Origin of the sequence: uncultured Halomonas sp. (genome assembly GCF_947501415.1) — a bacterium.
In the GTDB taxonomy this organism is placed as follows: domain Bacteria; phylum Pseudomonadota; class Gammaproteobacteria; order Pseudomonadales; family Halomonadaceae; genus Halomonas.
On sequence record NZ_CANMVL010000033.1, the window covers coordinates 70,134 to 84,976 of the forward strand.

Annotated in this window: 10 protein-coding genes; 5 read left to right on the top strand and 5 right to left on the bottom strand. The window is 63.3% G+C overall.

What is annotated here, in order from left to right; all coding sequences use genetic code 11:
* The first annotated feature begins 78 nt into the window (after positions 1-78).
* Positions 79-1,200, top strand: coding sequence for a phospholipase D-like domain-containing protein (locus tag Q0894_RS15365; protein ID WP_299236967.1), 1,122 nt, complete (start codon positions 79-81; stop codon positions 1,198-1,200).
* A gap of 89 nt (positions 1,201-1,289) precedes the next feature.
* Here the strand turns inward: Q0894_RS15365 and Q0894_RS15370 are convergent, their stop codons facing one another.
* On the bottom strand, positions 1,290-1,937 hold the full coding sequence (locus Q0894_RS15370) for a YecA family protein (protein ID WP_299236969.1): 648 nt from the start codon (positions 1,935-1,937) through the stop codon (positions 1,290-1,292).
* 84 nt (positions 1,938-2,021) lie between these two features.
* Here Q0894_RS15370 and Q0894_RS15375 point away from each other — a divergent pair, with 84 nt between their 5' ends.
* From Q0894_RS15375 to Q0894_RS15385, 3 genes are all read left to right on the top strand, one after another.
* Positions 2,022-2,561: a SprT-like domain-containing protein gene (locus tag Q0894_RS15375; RefSeq protein ID WP_299236971.1), complete on the top strand. Its 540-nt coding sequence runs from the start codon at positions 2,022-2,024 to the stop codon at positions 2,559-2,561.
* A 182-nt stretch (positions 2,562-2,743) separates the two neighbouring features.
* Positions 2,744-4,696, top strand: coding sequence for an acetate--CoA ligase (acs, locus tag Q0894_RS15380; RefSeq protein ID WP_299236973.1), 1,953 nt, complete (start codon positions 2,744-2,746; stop codon positions 4,694-4,696).
* Positions 4,697-4,897: 201 nt separating this feature from the next.
* Positions 4,898-5,560 carry a response regulator transcription factor gene (locus Q0894_RS15385; protein ID WP_132044969.1) on the top strand — a complete coding sequence of 221 codons (663 nt, stop codon included), beginning with the start codon at positions 4,898-4,900 and terminating at the stop codon, positions 5,558-5,560.
* Positions 5,561-5,709: 149 nt separating this feature from the next.
* On the opposite strand, the gene Q0894_RS15390 is transcribed toward Q0894_RS15385, so the two are convergent.
* From Q0894_RS15390 to Q0894_RS15405, 4 genes are all read right to left on the bottom strand, one after another.
* Positions 5,710-9,657: a NahK/ErcS family hybrid sensor histidine kinase/response regulator gene (locus Q0894_RS15390; RefSeq protein WP_299236976.1), complete on the bottom strand. Its 3,948-nt coding sequence runs from the start codon at positions 9,655-9,657 to the stop codon at positions 5,710-5,712.
* 69 nt (positions 9,658-9,726) lie between these two features.
* Entirely contained in the window at positions 9,727-10,242 is a 516-nt protein-coding gene (locus tag Q0894_RS15395; RefSeq protein ID WP_299236978.1) for a hypothetical protein, read from the bottom strand.
* Positions 10,243-10,381: 139 nt separating this feature from the next.
* Positions 10,382-12,178, bottom strand: coding sequence for a sodium:solute symporter family protein (locus Q0894_RS15400; protein WP_299236980.1), 1,797 nt, complete (start codon positions 12,176-12,178; stop codon positions 10,382-10,384).
* Positions 12,179-12,184: 6 nt separating this feature from the next.
* Positions 12,185-12,445, bottom strand: coding sequence for a DUF4212 domain-containing protein (locus Q0894_RS15405; RefSeq protein ID WP_161423818.1), 261 nt, complete (start codon positions 12,443-12,445; stop codon positions 12,185-12,187).
* 566 nt (positions 12,446-13,011) lie between these two features.
* On the opposite strand from Q0894_RS15405, the gene Q0894_RS15410 reads away from it, so the two are divergent.
* Positions 13,012-14,835: a putative nucleotidyltransferase substrate binding domain-containing protein gene (locus tag Q0894_RS15410; RefSeq protein WP_299236984.1), complete on the top strand. Its 1,824-nt coding sequence runs from the start codon at positions 13,012-13,014 to the stop codon at positions 14,833-14,835.
* The last annotated feature ends 8 nt before the right edge of the window (positions 14,836-14,843 follow it).

Here is a 14,843-nt window from a genome sequence, read left to right on the forward strand (position 1 = left end):
GGCCTCGGGTCAGTGGCGACTCGGTGCCACGGCACCCGTTTCAGGGGGGGATGTAGTGACGCGGACAGGGATATGGCCATGCACGGGAACTGGCGAGACGGCAACCACTTCGAACTGCTGCCGGAGGCGAGCCGCTTCCTTCCTGCCATGTTTGAGGCCATCGAGCAGGCACGTGCTTCGATACTGATCGAGCTCTACTTGATGGAGTCGGGACGGCTGGCCACGACCCTGATCGATGCGCTGGTCAGTAGCGCCCAGCGCGGTGTGACGGTACTGCTACTGCTCGACGGCTATGGCGCCATGGGCCTTTCCCGTCATGATCGCGAGCGCCTGCAGGAGGGCGGGGTTGCCCTGCGTTTCTTCAATCCGCTGGGGCTGCACTCCCTGACCCGAAACCTGACTCGCGACCACCGCAAGCTGGTGGTCGTCGATGGTCGGGTCGCCTTTACCGGCGGTTTCGGAGCCGTGGACGAGTTTCTCGATGCCTGGTACGAGGTGGCGGTGCGTATCCAGGGGCCCGTGGTGGCCGACTGGGTGCGTCTGTTCTGCCGCCTGTGGGACTCTCCGCTCACACGGGGCCGAGGGCCCGCGTCGCTGGTGCGCGGACTCTCCACCGCGGCTCATGCGGAGAGCGGTTATCGCGGCATGCGCGGTCGGGCGATCTGGGGCCAGGGTTACCGCTACCAGGCGATTCGCCACTCGTTGCATGATTGTGTGGCATCCGCTCGTCAGCGCATCTGGATCTGCACCCCCTATTTCGCGCCCACCTTCAGCCTGCGCCTGCGTCTGGCACGGGCGGCGCGCCGGGGCGTCGAGGTACGCCTGCTGCTGCCCGGCAAGCGCCATGACCACCCTGGGGTACGCTATGCAGGGCAGCGTTTCTACGGTCGTCTGCTCAAGGCCGGGGTGCATATCCATGAGTTCCAGCCGACCTTTATCCACGCTAAGTTCTCGCTGGTCGATGACTGGGTCAGTCTGGGGTCCTGCAACTTCGACCACTGGAGCCTGCACTGGAACCTTGAGGCCAACCAGGAGGTGAGTGATCGGCGTTTCGCCGGCGAAGTGGCGCTACTGTTCGAGCAGCACTTCGCCGATAGTCACGAGATCGAGCCCGGGGAGTGGTCACGGCGCCCCCTGTTGCAGCGTATCAAGGAGTGGCTGTTCGGCACCCTCGACGGCATGCTGACCCGGCTTAGATAACTGGGATAAGCGGCAGGAGCCTGGTTGCGCCTTCAGGGGGCAGACCCCGGCGGAGTTTTGGCCCGGGGTCTGCCCCCATGGGCTTGTGGCTACCGCTTGCCGCCTTTTCTGCGACCGGTGGGCTTCTTCTTGCGTGGCATCGGCTTTGGGGTTTCCGGGGGGACGCGATAGTGAAGGTAGAGGTCCAGCACCAGCTCCGGCAGCTGGCGGACGAGCCCCTCTAGCCGGGCGGTATCGGTCGTGAACTCGGCCATGTCCGGCTCATCGTCGAACAGCCCCGAGAGCGCCATAAAGGGAAGCAACAGGGTGGCGGCGGCCTCCTCGTCCTCCTCGAACCAGCCAGGCTCATCGAGGAATACCCCCTCCATGAAGCCGGCACACCAGTCGCCGATGGGAGTCTCCTCCGGGGAGATATCATCCAGGCTCAGCTCGAAGGGCAGCTCCGGCAGCAGACCCTGCTCCAGAGCGACGATGGCGTTATGACGCAGTTGCTCCAGCAGCCCGAGGATCGACTCGCGCTCACCGTCGTCGGTGAAGGATGGCTCCCCCTGAAACAGCTCCGCCACCCAGGTCGCCGGCGGCACTTCACGAGGACTGACGGCCAGGGCTACCAGAAAGCCATGGGTGCCGATCAGGTCCAGGGCATCCTCGGAAACCCGCTCCGAGGCCAGGAAATCGTCGAGACGGTCGAGCTGGTCATCGTCGAGCAGGGGTTCGGGCAGTGGGGTGTCGGACATCGTGGCTCTCTCACGCTGATTCACGGGCTTAGGCTGGTAGCCAGGGGCTTTACGCTCCGGGGACAAGGCGCCATTCTATCACTCATGAAGCATGCCGCATTGCCCCACCCCGACCCCGAAACATTGGCCTCCCTGGCTGAGCCTGATCTCGCGTGCGCCCTGAGGGAACGGGTCGAGGAGGCCTATTCGCTGTGCCGCGAGGTCCACCCCGAACTGCCCAGGCCCCGGGTGTGGCTCGACCTGCGCGGCAGAAGTGCGGGTCAGGCGCACTTCAGTCGCGGTGGGCTTCGCTTCAACCCGGTGCTGTATGCCGAGAATCGTGTCGAATTTCTGGTCGAGGTGGTGCCTCACGAGATGGCCCACTGGCTGGTTCATCACCTGAAGGATGGCCGACGGGCACGGCCTCACGGCCGGGAATGGCAGACAGTGATGCGTCGTCTCTTTGGGCTCGAGCCGCGCACCACCCATCGCTTCGATACCGGACGGGCGAGCCCCGCTCCCCATCGCTATGCCTGTGCTTGTCGTGAGCATCGCTTCACGCCTCGGCGTCATGCACTGGTACGTGGCGGACGGGTATATCGCTGTCGCCACTGTGCTCAGACGTTGGTCTATCTTTCGGGTTGATCGTCCAAAACTTTAAGTTAAGCCAATGTAATTAAAGGGTTTTTTATTTCTACCAAGGTCTAAATGGAAGGCCGCGCCGAGACCTATATGCTGGAAGTGGTTTTCATGGAGCCGGCACGCCCAACTCGCATGCGATTGGAGACGGTTTGCCCGACTCTCTCCCTGATCAAGAGGTCTTTTGTATGACGGAGCTGCACAAGAACACCTACCCGGTTCCCGAGGCGCTGGCGAAGAATGCCTGGATCGACAAGGCAAAATATGAGGCGCTCTATCGCCAGTCGATCGAGGATCCCGAAGGCTACTGGGCGGAGCAGGCCAAGCGCCTCGACTGGATCAAGGCGCCGACCAAGATCAAGCACTCCTCTCTGGATCCCAGGAACGTCGATATCCGCTGGTTCGAGGACGGGACCCTCAATGCCAGCGCCAACTGTCTTGATCGTCATCTGGAGACGCGGGGGGATCAGACCGCCATCATCTGGGAGGGCGACGACCCCAGCGAGTCCCAGAACATCACCTATCGTGAGCTGCATGCCAGAACCTGCCAGCTGGCCAATGCCCTCAAGGCGCTTGGTATCGGCAAGGGGGATGTGGTCACGCTCTACATGCCGATGATCCCCGAGGCAGCCGTGGCCATGCTGGCCTGTGCCCGCATCGGGGCGGTGCACTCGGTGGTGTTCGGCGGCTTCTCTCCGGATGCCGTGGCCCAGCGCGTGATCGGGGCGCAGTCCAAGCTGATCATCACCGCCGATGAGTCCGTGCGGGGCGGCAAGCAGGTGCCGCTCAAGGATAATGTCGATGCGGCCCTCACCCGCCAGGGCGCCGAGGTTTGCGAGAAGGTGCTGGTGGTCAAGCGCACCGGGGGCGAAATTGACTGGCACGAGGGGCGCGATCTCTGGTACCACGAGCAGGTCGACGGCCAGCCCACCGAGTGTGCCGCCGAGGAGATGGGGGCCGAGGATCCGCTGTTCATCCTCTATACCTCCGGCTCCACCGGTGCCCCCAAGGGCATGAAGCACACCACCGGCGGCTACCTGACCTACGTCTCCCTGACCCACCAGTATGTCTTCGACTATCACGACGGCGATATCTACTGGTGCACCGCCGATGTGGGCTGGGTCACCGGGCACAGTTATATCGTCTACGGACCGCTTGCCAATGGTGGTACTACCCTGATGTTCGAGGGGGTGCCCAACTATCCGACACCCGGCCGGATGGGGGAGATCGTCGACAAGCACCAGGTCAATATCCTCTATACCGCTCCCACCGCGATTCGTGCCCTGCGCGCCCATGGCGATGATGTCATGGCCTCGAGCACTCGGGAGAGCCTGCGTCTGCTCGGTTCGGTGGGTGAGCCCATCAACCCCGAGGCATGGGAGTGGTACTACCGCGTGATCGGGAACTCCAGGTGTCCGGTCGTTGATACCTGGTGGCAGACCGAAAATGGCGGCATCCTGATCGCGCCGCTGCCCGGTGCCACCGACCTCAAGCCCGGCTCCGCCACGCTTCCGCTGTTCGGTGTACGACCGGGGATCGTCGATAACGATGGCAACCTGCTGGAGGGGGCGGCCGAGGGCAACCTGGTGATCCTCGACTCCTGGCCGGGCATCGCGCGCTCCATCTGGGGGGATCACGAGCGCTTTACCCAGACCTACTTTTCCACCTATCCGGGGATGTACTTCACCGGGGATGGTTGCCGCCGTGACGAGGATGGCTACTACTGGATCACCGGTCGTGTCGATGATGTGCTCAACGTCTCCGGTCATCGCATGGGAACCGCCGAGATCGAATCGGCGCTGGTGGCCCATGAGGCGGTGGCCGAAGCGGCGGTGGTCGGCTTCCCCCACGATATCAAGGGGCAGGGGATCTATATCTACGTGACTCTTACCGAGGGACACGAGCCCAGCGACGCGCTGCAGAAGGAGCTCGTCAAGTGGATCCGCACCGAGATCGGCCCCATCGCGTCTCCCGACGTCATTCAGTGGGCCGCCGACCTGCCCAAGACCCGCTCAGGCAAGATCATGCGGCGTATCCTGCGCAAGATCGCGGCCAACGAGACCGATGGCCTGGGTGACACCAGTACCCTGGCGGACCCGAGTGTGGTCGATGAGCTGATCGAGCATCGTGCCAACCGCTGAGGCATTGCGACCCAGCTGACACCATATGAACCACCGAGCCGGCCCCGAGGGGCCGGCTTCTTTTTGTGTTGGGGAAAAGTTGTCGACAATAATCGTGTGGTGCTTGGGGAACCCCGCTACCATGGGGTAACATGCGATGAAACGCAGATGAGCCCGAGTGGCGGCCCTTGACCCGCTGCCAGAGGAACCGGAGGAGAATCCATGGCCTTTGCCCAGAAATTCATCGTTGCCGATGACCATCCGCTGTTCCGTGCAGCCCTGACCCAGGCACTACGGCAGCTGGCGCCCCAGGCCGAGATCGTCGAGTCCGATACCATGGAGGCAACGGCCGAGGTGGTGACCCGCCACCCCGATGCCGATCTGATCCTGCTCGATCTGCATATGCCAGGGGCCCACGGCTTCTCGGGGCTTATCCAGCTGCGTGGCCAGACCCCGGATATCCCGGTGGCGGTGGTCTCGGGCAGCGATGAGCCCCATGTGGTTCGTCGCGCCATCGACTACGGCGCCTCGGGATTCATTCCCAAGTCCTCCTCGCTTCAGCTGATTGCCGAGGCGGTAGGCGAGATTCTCGACGGGGAGGTGTGGCTGCCGGCGGAGCTGGCCGATGTCATCGGCGATGCCGACGAGGAGGAGACCCGCTTCGCCGAGGCCATCGCCTCGCTGACTCCCCAGCAGTTCCGGGTGCTCAACATGCTGACCGAGGGGCTGCTCAACAAGCAGATCGCCTATGAGCTCAATGTCTCGGAGGCCACCATCAAGGCGCATGTCACCGCCATTCTACGCAAGCTCGGTGTGCACTCCCGCACCCAGGCGGTGATCGCCGCCCAGAAGCTCGAGGTCGAGCCGCCCAAGGTCCATTCCTGAGCCGGCTCAGGAGCTGTAAGCCTTAAGCTGTAAGCTATAAGAAAAGAGCCTCACGGATCTGAACTGCACCCCGAAAAGCCTCACGGATCTGAACTGCACCCCGAAAGCTGGATGCCCACATCCAACCTTCGGGTGCAGTTCACTTACGGCTAACCGCCAGGCGCGCGGCTGGCCTGCAGGGTACGGGTGAGCAGGGCGCGCAGGGCCGCGGGACGCACCGGCTTGAGCAGCAGCTGGTAGCCGGTGCGCCTGACCTCCTCGGCCACCTCCTCGGTGCGATCGGCGGTGATCACGATGCCGGGCACCGCCCCCTCGAGCCGCTCGCCGAGGGCCTCCAGGGCCATCAGTCCAGTGACCTCGTTGTCCAGATGATAGTCGGCGAGAATGGCGTCCGGGTCGCCGTCGAGATGGCGCAGCACCGACTTGGCACCGCCGATGCTGGTGGCCGTGAATACCTCACAGCCCCAGCCGGTGAGCATCGCCTTCATGCCTTCGAGAATCAGGGTCTCATTGTCGATGCAGAGTATTCGCGTACCGGCCAGCTTGTTGCCGGCACGGCGCGGTGGCGTTGGCTCCTCGCCTTGCTGGGCCGGCGTCTGGGCGGCGACCACCGGCACGCTGACCGCGAACATGGTGCCGTACCCCTCCCGGGAGCGCACCGTGATGGGGTGGTCGAGCACCCGGCTCATGCGGTCGGCGATGGAGAGCCCCAGGCCGAGCCCCTTTTCGCTCTCCTTGTGACGCGAGGCCTGGTCGAGGCGGCGGAACTCCTGGAAGATTTCGGCCTGCTTGGAGGCGGGAATGCCGGGGCCGGAGTCCCACACCTGGATGGAGAGTCGGCCGGCATGCCGTCGACAGCCCAGCAGCACCCGACCCTCCTGGGTGTAACGAATGGCGTTGGAGAGGAAGTTCTGCACGATACGGCGCAGCATCTGAGGGTCGCTGTCGACCCAGGCGGCGGTCGGCACCACCATCAGGTCGAGGCCACGATTCTCGGCCATCACCTCGAACTCGGCACGCAGCGGCCGGATGATATCTGCCAGGGCAAAGTGGCTGCGTCTTGGGGTGAGGGCGCCGGCATCCAGCTTGGAGATGTCGAGCAGGGTGCCGAGCAGCTCTTCGGCGGCCTGCAGCGAGCCATCGATATGGCCGATGGTGCGCTTCATGTCCGTGGCGTCCATCTCCTGGGCGAGGGCCGAGGTGAACAGGCGAGCGGCGTTGAGTGGCTGCAGCAGGTCATGGCTGGCGGCGGCCAGGAAGCGTGTCTTGGAGGCGTTGGCATCCTCGGCCACCTGCTTGGCCTGGCGAAGGGCCTGCTCCGCCTCGGCGCGTACCCGGTTCTCCTGGCGTAGTGCCGCGTTGGCCTCGGAGAGGGCCTGGGTGCGCTCGCGAACGCGCTCCTCCAGGGTCTCGTTGGTCTCCTTCAGGGCGACCTCCGCCAGGCGCCGCTCGGTGATGTCCTGATAGAGGGCGAAGAAACCGAGGATCGCACTGCTGTCGCCGAAGTGGGGGGTGTAGGTCACCAGCATGTAGCGCCGCCCCTCGGGTAGTCTGAACGAGACCTCGAAGCTGACCCGCTCGCCGGCCAGGGCGAGCTCGATCCACTGCTTCCGTTCCTGACTCATCTCGGGTGAGATGACCTCGTGGATTCGCTTGCCGATCACCGCGTTGCGATCGATGCCGAAGGCCTGTTCGTAGGCGCGGTTGGTGAAGAGGTAGCGGCACTCCTTGTCGAAGTAGGCAATCAGCGCGGGTACGTTATCCGTATAGATGCGGATATTGTTCTCCGAGCGGATAAGTGCCTCCTCGATGCGTTTCTGCTGGGTGATGTCCTGATAGGTGTAGACGAAGCCGCCGCCCGGCATGGGGTTGCCCTGCACCTCCAGGACGCTGCCATCCTGGCGATAGCGGACGTAGCGGTGTGGTTGTCCCTGGCGGATATTGTCGAGCAGCAACTGGACATGCTCTTCGGGATCGCCGGGGCCGTATTCACCGTTATGGGCGTTGTAGCGGAAGATCTTGTCGATCGGCGCGCCTACCCGGATCAGGTGATCGGGGAAGCGGAACAGCTCAAGATAGCGTTGATTCCATACCACCAGGCGCAGGTTCTGATCGACCACGCTGATGCCCTGGTTGATGTTCTCGATGGTGGCCTGGAGCAGGGCGCGGTTGAACTCCAGCACCTGGGAGGCCTCGTCGACGATGGAGATGACATCGGAGATACCGATGCCGCGCCCCTGCAGCGCTGAGTTGACCACGATGCGTGCCGAGGAGGCGCCGAGCACCGAGGCCAGGAAGCGTTCGGTGAACTGGATGACGTCGATGGAGGCACGGGTGCCGTCCTCCAGCGGCTTGCCGCTGCGCCGGGCATAGTCGTCGAAGGCTCGGCTGACCTGGCTGGCACCCAGGAAGCGCTCGCACAGCACCTTGAGGTCGCCCACGGTGGTGGCACCGGTCCAGGGCCGGTTCACCGAGGTCTGACGGGTCTCGACGCTGTCGACGAACAGCGAGGCCTGGATGCGCTCCACCACTCGCTGGGAGGTGACCTGGGAGACGAAGATGTAGCAGAACAGGTTGACCCCCAGCGAGAGCATCACGCCGTGGGTGAAACCGTCACCGACATTGAGGCCGAACAGCGAGGTGGGGGAGAGCCAGGCGACGCCGAAGGGGCCACCGGCCAGCCAGTCCGCGGGCAGCACGCTGGCACCGATCATGGCCGGCATCAGCAGGCTGTAGGCCCAGATGGCAAAGCCCGCGTTCATGCCGACGATCACGCCGAGACGGTTGCCCCGTTTCCAGTAGAGTCCGCCGATCAACGCCGGAGCGAACTGGGCCGCGGCGGCGAAGGAGAGCATGCCGATGGAGGCGAGGGAGGCGAATTCGCCAATCAGATGATAGAACCCGTAGGCCATGGCCAGTACGGCAGCGATGGTGATGCGACGCGCGCGCAGCACCAGGCGACCGTAGTCGCGGGCCTTGGTGTCGAACCAGCGCAATCGGAACAGCGCCGGAATCACGATCTCGTTGGAGATCATGATCGAGACCGCGACGGCGGCCACGATCACCATGCCGGTCGCCGCCGAGAAGCCACCGATAAAGGTCAGCAGCGTCAGCCAGGCGCTATCGGCTGCCATGGGGAGCGCCAGCACGAAGTTGTCGGGCGCCACCTGGCTGTCGGCGAACAGGGTCAGGCTGGCGGCCGCCAGTGGCACCACGAAGAAGGCGAAGGCCAGCAGGTAGAGCGGGAAAAGCCAGCGTGCCGTGCGGGCGTCATCGCGATGGGTATTTTCCACCACCGCCACGTGGAACTGGCGTGGCAGGCAGAGGATCGCCAGCATCGCCAGCAGGGTCTGGGCCCAGAAACTCTGGCCGAAGTCCTGCTCGGCCAGCTGCTGCTGAAGCTCCAGCTGGCTCTCGGCGCGTACCAGTAGATCTCCGAGCCCGTCGAACATCCCCCAGGTGACATAGGCCCCCAGCACGAGGAAGGCGACCAGCTTGATCAGTGACTCGAAGGCCACGGCATGGATCATCCCCTCGTGGTGCTCGGTGGCATCGGTATGGCGGGTGCCGAAGAGGATGGCGAAGACCGCCATCACCAGCGCCACATAGAAGGCGGTGTCGGCGAAGAGCGGCGCCCGCGTGATGTCGCTGTCGACGGTCAGCAGGCTGAAGGAGGTGGATACGGCCTTCAGCTGCAGGGCGATATAGGGCAGGGTGCCGATCAGGGCCACCAGGCTCGCGAAGGCCGCCAGCGACTGGGTCTTGCCGTAGCGTGAGGCGATGAAGTCGGCGATGGAGGTGACGTTCTGGTGCTTGGCGACTCGGATCATCTTGGCCAGCACCGGCCAGAACAGCAGGAAGGTCAGGATCGGCCCGACGAAGATGCTGGCGAAGGACCAGCCGCCATTGGCGGCCTGTCCTACCGCGCCATGGAAGGTCCAGGAGGTGCAGTAGATGGCCAGCGCCAGGGAGTAGATGATCGGCCGTCGCTGGCTGGCGCCATGGCGTCGGGCATGACGATCACCACGCCAGGCGATGCCGAACAGTATGGCGATGTAGAGCAGCGATGCGGCGACCAGCAGCCAGCCTGAGAACATGGACTTCCTCCCTCGGTGTCGCCGCCCATTCTAGGGCAATGGCGCGCCCGAGGGCAGGCTCATGGTCTGTCAGGTCTCGGTGCAGACCACTCGGTAGAGCGGCGCTTCCGACGTCAGCCGACGCATGGCGTCCAGTCTCGGCCGGCGCTCCTCACCCTCCAGTGGCAGGGTCTCGCGAGTGGCGCAGTTCATCAGCCAGGTCTGGTGGCTGACGCTGTCCTGAAGCTGTTTCTCGAAGCGGTAGAGCAGAAACTCGACATGCTTCTTGCCCGCCTGCTCCCGGGTCGTCATGCCCTGCTCATCGACCACACTGAAGGCGGTCGTCATCGGGAAGAGGTAGGTCCAGGGGCGCCAGAACATGGGCTCTTCCTGTACCTGGACGATACGGGCGGTATCCGGCAGCAGCGAGCGTTTGTGCTCGTACCAGTTGTACTCGACGTTGATCTGGTAGCCGAGCATCCCCAGGCCGCCCAGGACCGGGATGATCCAACGCGGCAGCCGCTTGCCACTGAGCGTGCGCAGCAGAAGCCCGATGCCCGCCGCACCGAGGCCGGCAAAGATCGCCGCAATCAAGTGCCAAATCATGATTCACCCTTGTAAGACATCATGTAAATAAACCGGTGGCAAAGCGATCGGGCTTCCCTGAGGAAGCCCGATCGGTAGGAAGTTGCCTGGCCCGGCGAACCGGGCCAGGGGGCCATTATGACCCAGAATGGCCTGGAGATCAGTGGCCGGTCGCCACGCCAGCACCCTTGGGATAGCGGACGCTCTCCACCAGGTCCTGGATCTCCTGCGGGGGCTCCTCGGTGGCGCTGGAAACCAGGTAGGCCACCGTGAAGTTGCAGATCGCCCCCAGCGCGCCGAAGGAGAGCGGCGAGATGCCCAGGATCCAGTTATCCGGCGTGTTGGGCAGCATGTTGGTGCCGGGAATGAAGAACCAGCCCAGGTAGGTGAAGATATAGAGCAGGGTAGCGACCAGACCGGTCAGCATGCCGGCGACCGCGCCCTTGTTGTTCACCCGCTTGGAGAAGATCCCCATCATCAGCGCCGGGAACAGCGAGGCGCCGGCGATGCCGAAGGCCAGGGCCACCGTCTGGGCGGCGAAGCCCGGCGGGTTGAGGCCCAGGTAAGTCGCCAGCAGGATGGCGCCGGCCATGGAGATCCGCGCCGCCAGCATCTCGCCCTTCTCGGTGATGTTGGGATTGATCATGTTGCGGATAAGGTCATGGCTGATCGCCGAGGAGATGGCCAGCAGCAGACCGGCTGCGGTGGAGAGTGCCGCGGCGATACCGCCGGCCGCGATCAGGCCGATGACCCAGGGTGGCAGGTTGGCGATCTCGGGGTTGGCGAGTACCAGGATATCGTTGTTGACAGTCAGCTCGCTGCCTTCCCAGCCATGGGATTCGGCGATTTCGGTGTACTCGGGATTGTTGTCGTTATAGAGCTGGATGCGGCCGTCACCGTTCTTGTCATCGAAGGTGATCAGACCGGTCTCTTCCCAGGTGCGGATCCAGCCCGGGCGCTCCTCGTAGAGGATCGGGTTGTTCAGCTCGTCGGTATAGTCTTCCACCTCACCGGCCATCTCCGGGTAGACGGTGGTCATCAGATTGAGGCGCGCCATGGAGCCAACGGCCGGTGCGGTGAGGTAGAGCAGGGCGATGAAGACCAGGGCCCAGCCGGCAGACCAGCGTGCGTCGGCCACCTTGGGTACGGTGAAGAAGCGGATGATGACGTGGGGCAGGCCCGCAGTACCCACCATCAGCGACAGGGTGAACAGCACCATGTTGAGCTTGTTGTCCACGTCGGCGGTGTAATCACGGAAGCCCAGGGCATTGACCACGCTATCCAGCTTGGCCAGCAGCGGCACACCGGACTCGGTGTGGGTGCTGAACATGCCGAACATGGGGATCGGGTTGCCTGTCAGATGCAGAGCGATGAACACCGCCGGGATGGTGTAGGCGACAATCAACACCACGTACTGGGCCACCTGGGTATAGGTAATTCCCTTCATGCCGCCGAATACCGCATAGAGGAACACGATAAAGGCCGCGATCCAGATGCCCCAGGTATTGGAGACCTCGAGGAAGCGCGAGAAGGCTACACCGGCGCCGGTCATCTGGCCGATGACGTAGGTCACCGAGGCGACGATCAGGCAGATGACGGCTACCAGGCGAGCGGTATTGCTGTAGAAACGCTCACCGATGAAGTCGGGCACCGTGAACTTGCCGAACTTGCGCAGGTAGGGGGCCAGCAGCATGGCCAGGATGACATAGCCGCCGGTCCAGCCCATCAGGAAGGTCGAGTTGGCGTAACCCCCGGAGGCCAGCAGGCCGGCCATGGAGATGAACGATGCGGCGGACATCCAGTCGGCAGCGGTGGCCATGCCGTTGGTGACCGGGTGGACGCCGCCGCCCGCCACATAGAAGTCCTTGGTCGAGCCGGCACGGGCCCAGATCGCTATGCCGATGTAGAGGGCGAATGATGCCCCTACAAATAGCAGGTTGATGGCAAATTGGCTCATTCTTGATTACTCCCCGAGGCCGAATTTCTTGTCGAGCTTGTTCATGCGCCAGGCGTAGAAGAAGATCAGGCAAATGAAGGTCAGGATCGACCCTTGTTGGGCGAACCAGAAGCCAAGATCGGTCCCGCCGACCGGGATGCCGGCGAGCAGAGGCCGGAACAGGATGGCGCAGCCGTAGGAGACAAAGGCCCAGACGGCCAGGCAGCCCACGATCAGGCGTACGTTGGCCTTCCAGTACTCGGTTGTGTCGACTTTCTCTTCTGCCATGTCGTGTTCTCCACTTGTTGTTGAGATAGGGAACTTGTGCAGTCGTTGATGGTGAAACCACCAGGGCAATCGCATGTCTCCGGGCGGGAAGACGCCATGGTGGCGTGCGATTGCCCTGCATGATGCAGGTGAATAGTGGTCAATGAGTGCAAGAAATGAATCCCAGACTTTCGTATCATGAGAATAAAGTGATTCATTTTCAATAGTAAAAAATATTTAAAATCAATAATTTGTGATAGATGGTTATGTGAAATGCCAAGAGCTAAGGCGGCTGGTTAACACCATGGTATATCTCGTTCATCTTGGACCTTTGTCTAGTGATAAGGCGTCGGATAGGACCATGGTCTAAGCGGCCCAGGATCGATACGTTCGTCTAGCTTATCGGCGAGGCATGGTCGTTGTTATGCTCCACAGGAGTACCGATGTGTCGTCGGCTTCGTCGCCTGCCGATCACGCCTGCGGAAATCAATAACAATGCCTTCGCCGAAGGCGCCCCCTTGAGACCGACGAGCCACTTCGGTGCCGGGGCGCTCCTTCAGGCGAGAGGTGATCCGTGAGGTCCAGCCATGATCGATCTCGATCTTTCTCAGCCACCGTTCACGTTGCTCGACGAGCCCGGTCGCGAGCGGGTGCGCCAGGGCGTCGATCTGGCCTACTTCGATCGTGACGAGATCATCCTCGAGGCTGGTCAGCCCGGCGAGTATGTCTTTCTGATTCACAAGGGCGAGGTGGCGGAGATCGATGCCACCCAGCCGGCGGCCAGGGAGCGCATCGGGCATTACACCCAGGGGGACCTGTTCGGGGCGATCAGCATTCTCAACGGCAAGAGTCGCTATCGCTTTCGTGCCGAGCAGGAGAGCCTCTGCTACCTGATGCCCAGGGCACTTTTCCTGGAGCTGTGCGACGCCTATCTCCCCTTTGCCGAGTTCTTCCGCCAGAGCCTGGCCCACAAGGCCCGCCTGCTGACCGAGCAGCGCGCCGAGGGCGGAGTGACCATGGCCGGTTTCATGCTGGCGATGGTGAAGGAGTGCATGCGTGAGCCCCTGGTGGTGCCGGCTGCCACCACCATCGCCGAGGCGGTGGTCACCATCAACGAGCGACATGCCGACTCGCTGCTGGTGAAGCGCAGAGGTTGTCACGGCATGATCACCAAGACCGATCTGCTCAATGCTCTGGTGATAGATGAGCGTGGCCGAGACACTCCGCTCGAGGAGCTGGGACATGCCGAGCTGATCACCGTGACACCGGAAAAGTACCTCTTCGAGGCGCTGGTGATCATGACCCGCCATAAGGTGGAGCGGGTCGTGGTGATCGACCAGCACCAACCGGTGGGGGTGGTGGAGCTGACCGATGTGCTCAGTTACTTCTCCAGTCGCAGCTACGTGGTCAGCCTGCAGGTCGAGCAGGCCGATAGCCTCGAAGCCCTTGCCGCCGCCAGCCGGCGCACTCCAGAGCTGGTCAGTGCGCTGATGGCCCAGGGGGTAAAGCTGCGCTTCTCCATGGGCCTGCTGGCGGCCCTCAACGGCCGGATCATCAACAAGGCCTGGGGGTTTCTGATCGACGAGCGTTACCATGCCGATAGCTGCCTGATGGTGATGGGCAGCGAAGGGCGTGGTGAGCAGATCCTCAAGACCGATCAGGACAACGGCCTGATCCTGGCCGATGATCTCGAGTGGCCCGACTGCGCCGAGCAGATGCAGAGCCTGACCGAGACCCTGGTGGAGCTGGGTTATCCACTCTGCCCGGGCAATATCATGGTCTCCAACCCGGAGTGGGTGGGCACGGTCACCCAGTGGAAGCAGCGCATCGCGCGCTGGGTCGAGGCTCGGGATGGCGACAGCCTGATGAAGCTGGCGATCATGCTCGACTCCCACGCGGTGGCGGGTAACCCGGCGCTGCTCGACCGGGTGCGTGACGACCTCTTTGCCCAGTGCAGCGGAAACGATCTGCTGCTCTCCTACTTCGCCCGCACCATCCTGCGCTTCTCCACACCGTTGACCCTGTTTGGCTCACTCAAGCGGCCCCAGCACGGCATCGATATCAAGAAGGGGGGGATCTTCCCCATCGTGCATGGCGTGCGAGTGATGGCGCTGGAGCGCGGCATCCGGCCTACCTCGACCCTGGAGCGCCTGGAGGCCCTGGCTGCCGATGGCCGGCTGGAGCCACGCTTCGCCGAGGACCTGGCCGAGGCGCTGGCGCTGTTCACCGAGCTGCGCCTCAAGCAGCAGCTGGAGAGGCGTGAGGACGAGGAGGGGGGCGAGCACAGCCCTGATCGTGTGGTGGTACAGGAGCTCTCGTCGCTGGAGCGCGACCTGCTGCGCGAGGCGCTGCATATCGTCAAGGACTTCAAGCAGCGCCTCTCCCACCGCTTTCATCTGGAATACTCATGAATCGACGG

Coding starts and splice junctions, on each gene's coding strand:
- Q0894_RS15365 (WP_299236967.1), top strand. CDS start 79: ATGCACGGGAACTGGCGAGACGGCAACCACTTCGAACTGCTGCCGGAG.
- Q0894_RS15370 (WP_299236969.1), bottom strand. CDS start 1,937: ATGTCCGACACCCCACTGCCCGAACCCCTGCTCGACGATGACCAGCTC.
- Q0894_RS15375 (WP_299236971.1), top strand. CDS start 2,022: ATGAAGCATGCCGCATTGCCCCACCCCGACCCCGAAACATTGGCCTCC.
- acs (WP_299236973.1), top strand. CDS start 2,744: ATGACGGAGCTGCACAAGAACACCTACCCGGTTCCCGAGGCGCTGGCG.
- Q0894_RS15385 (WP_132044969.1), top strand. CDS start 4,898: ATGGCCTTTGCCCAGAAATTCATCGTTGCCGATGACCATCCGCTGTTC.
- Q0894_RS15390 (WP_299236976.1), bottom strand. CDS start 9,657: ATGTTCTCAGGCTGGCTGCTGGTCGCCGCATCGCTGCTCTACATCGCC.
- Q0894_RS15395 (WP_299236978.1), bottom strand. CDS start 10,242: ATGATTTGGCACTTGATTGCGGCGATCTTTGCCGGCCTCGGTGCGGCG.
- Q0894_RS15400 (WP_299236980.1), bottom strand. CDS start 12,178: ATGAGCCAATTTGCCATCAACCTGCTATTTGTAGGGGCATCATTCGCC.
- Q0894_RS15405 (WP_161423818.1), bottom strand. CDS start 12,445: ATGGCAGAAGAGAAAGTCGACACAACCGAGTACTGGAAGGCCAACGTA.
- Q0894_RS15410 (WP_299236984.1), top strand. CDS start 13,012: ATGATCGATCTCGATCTTTCTCAGCCACCGTTCACGTTGCTCGACGAG.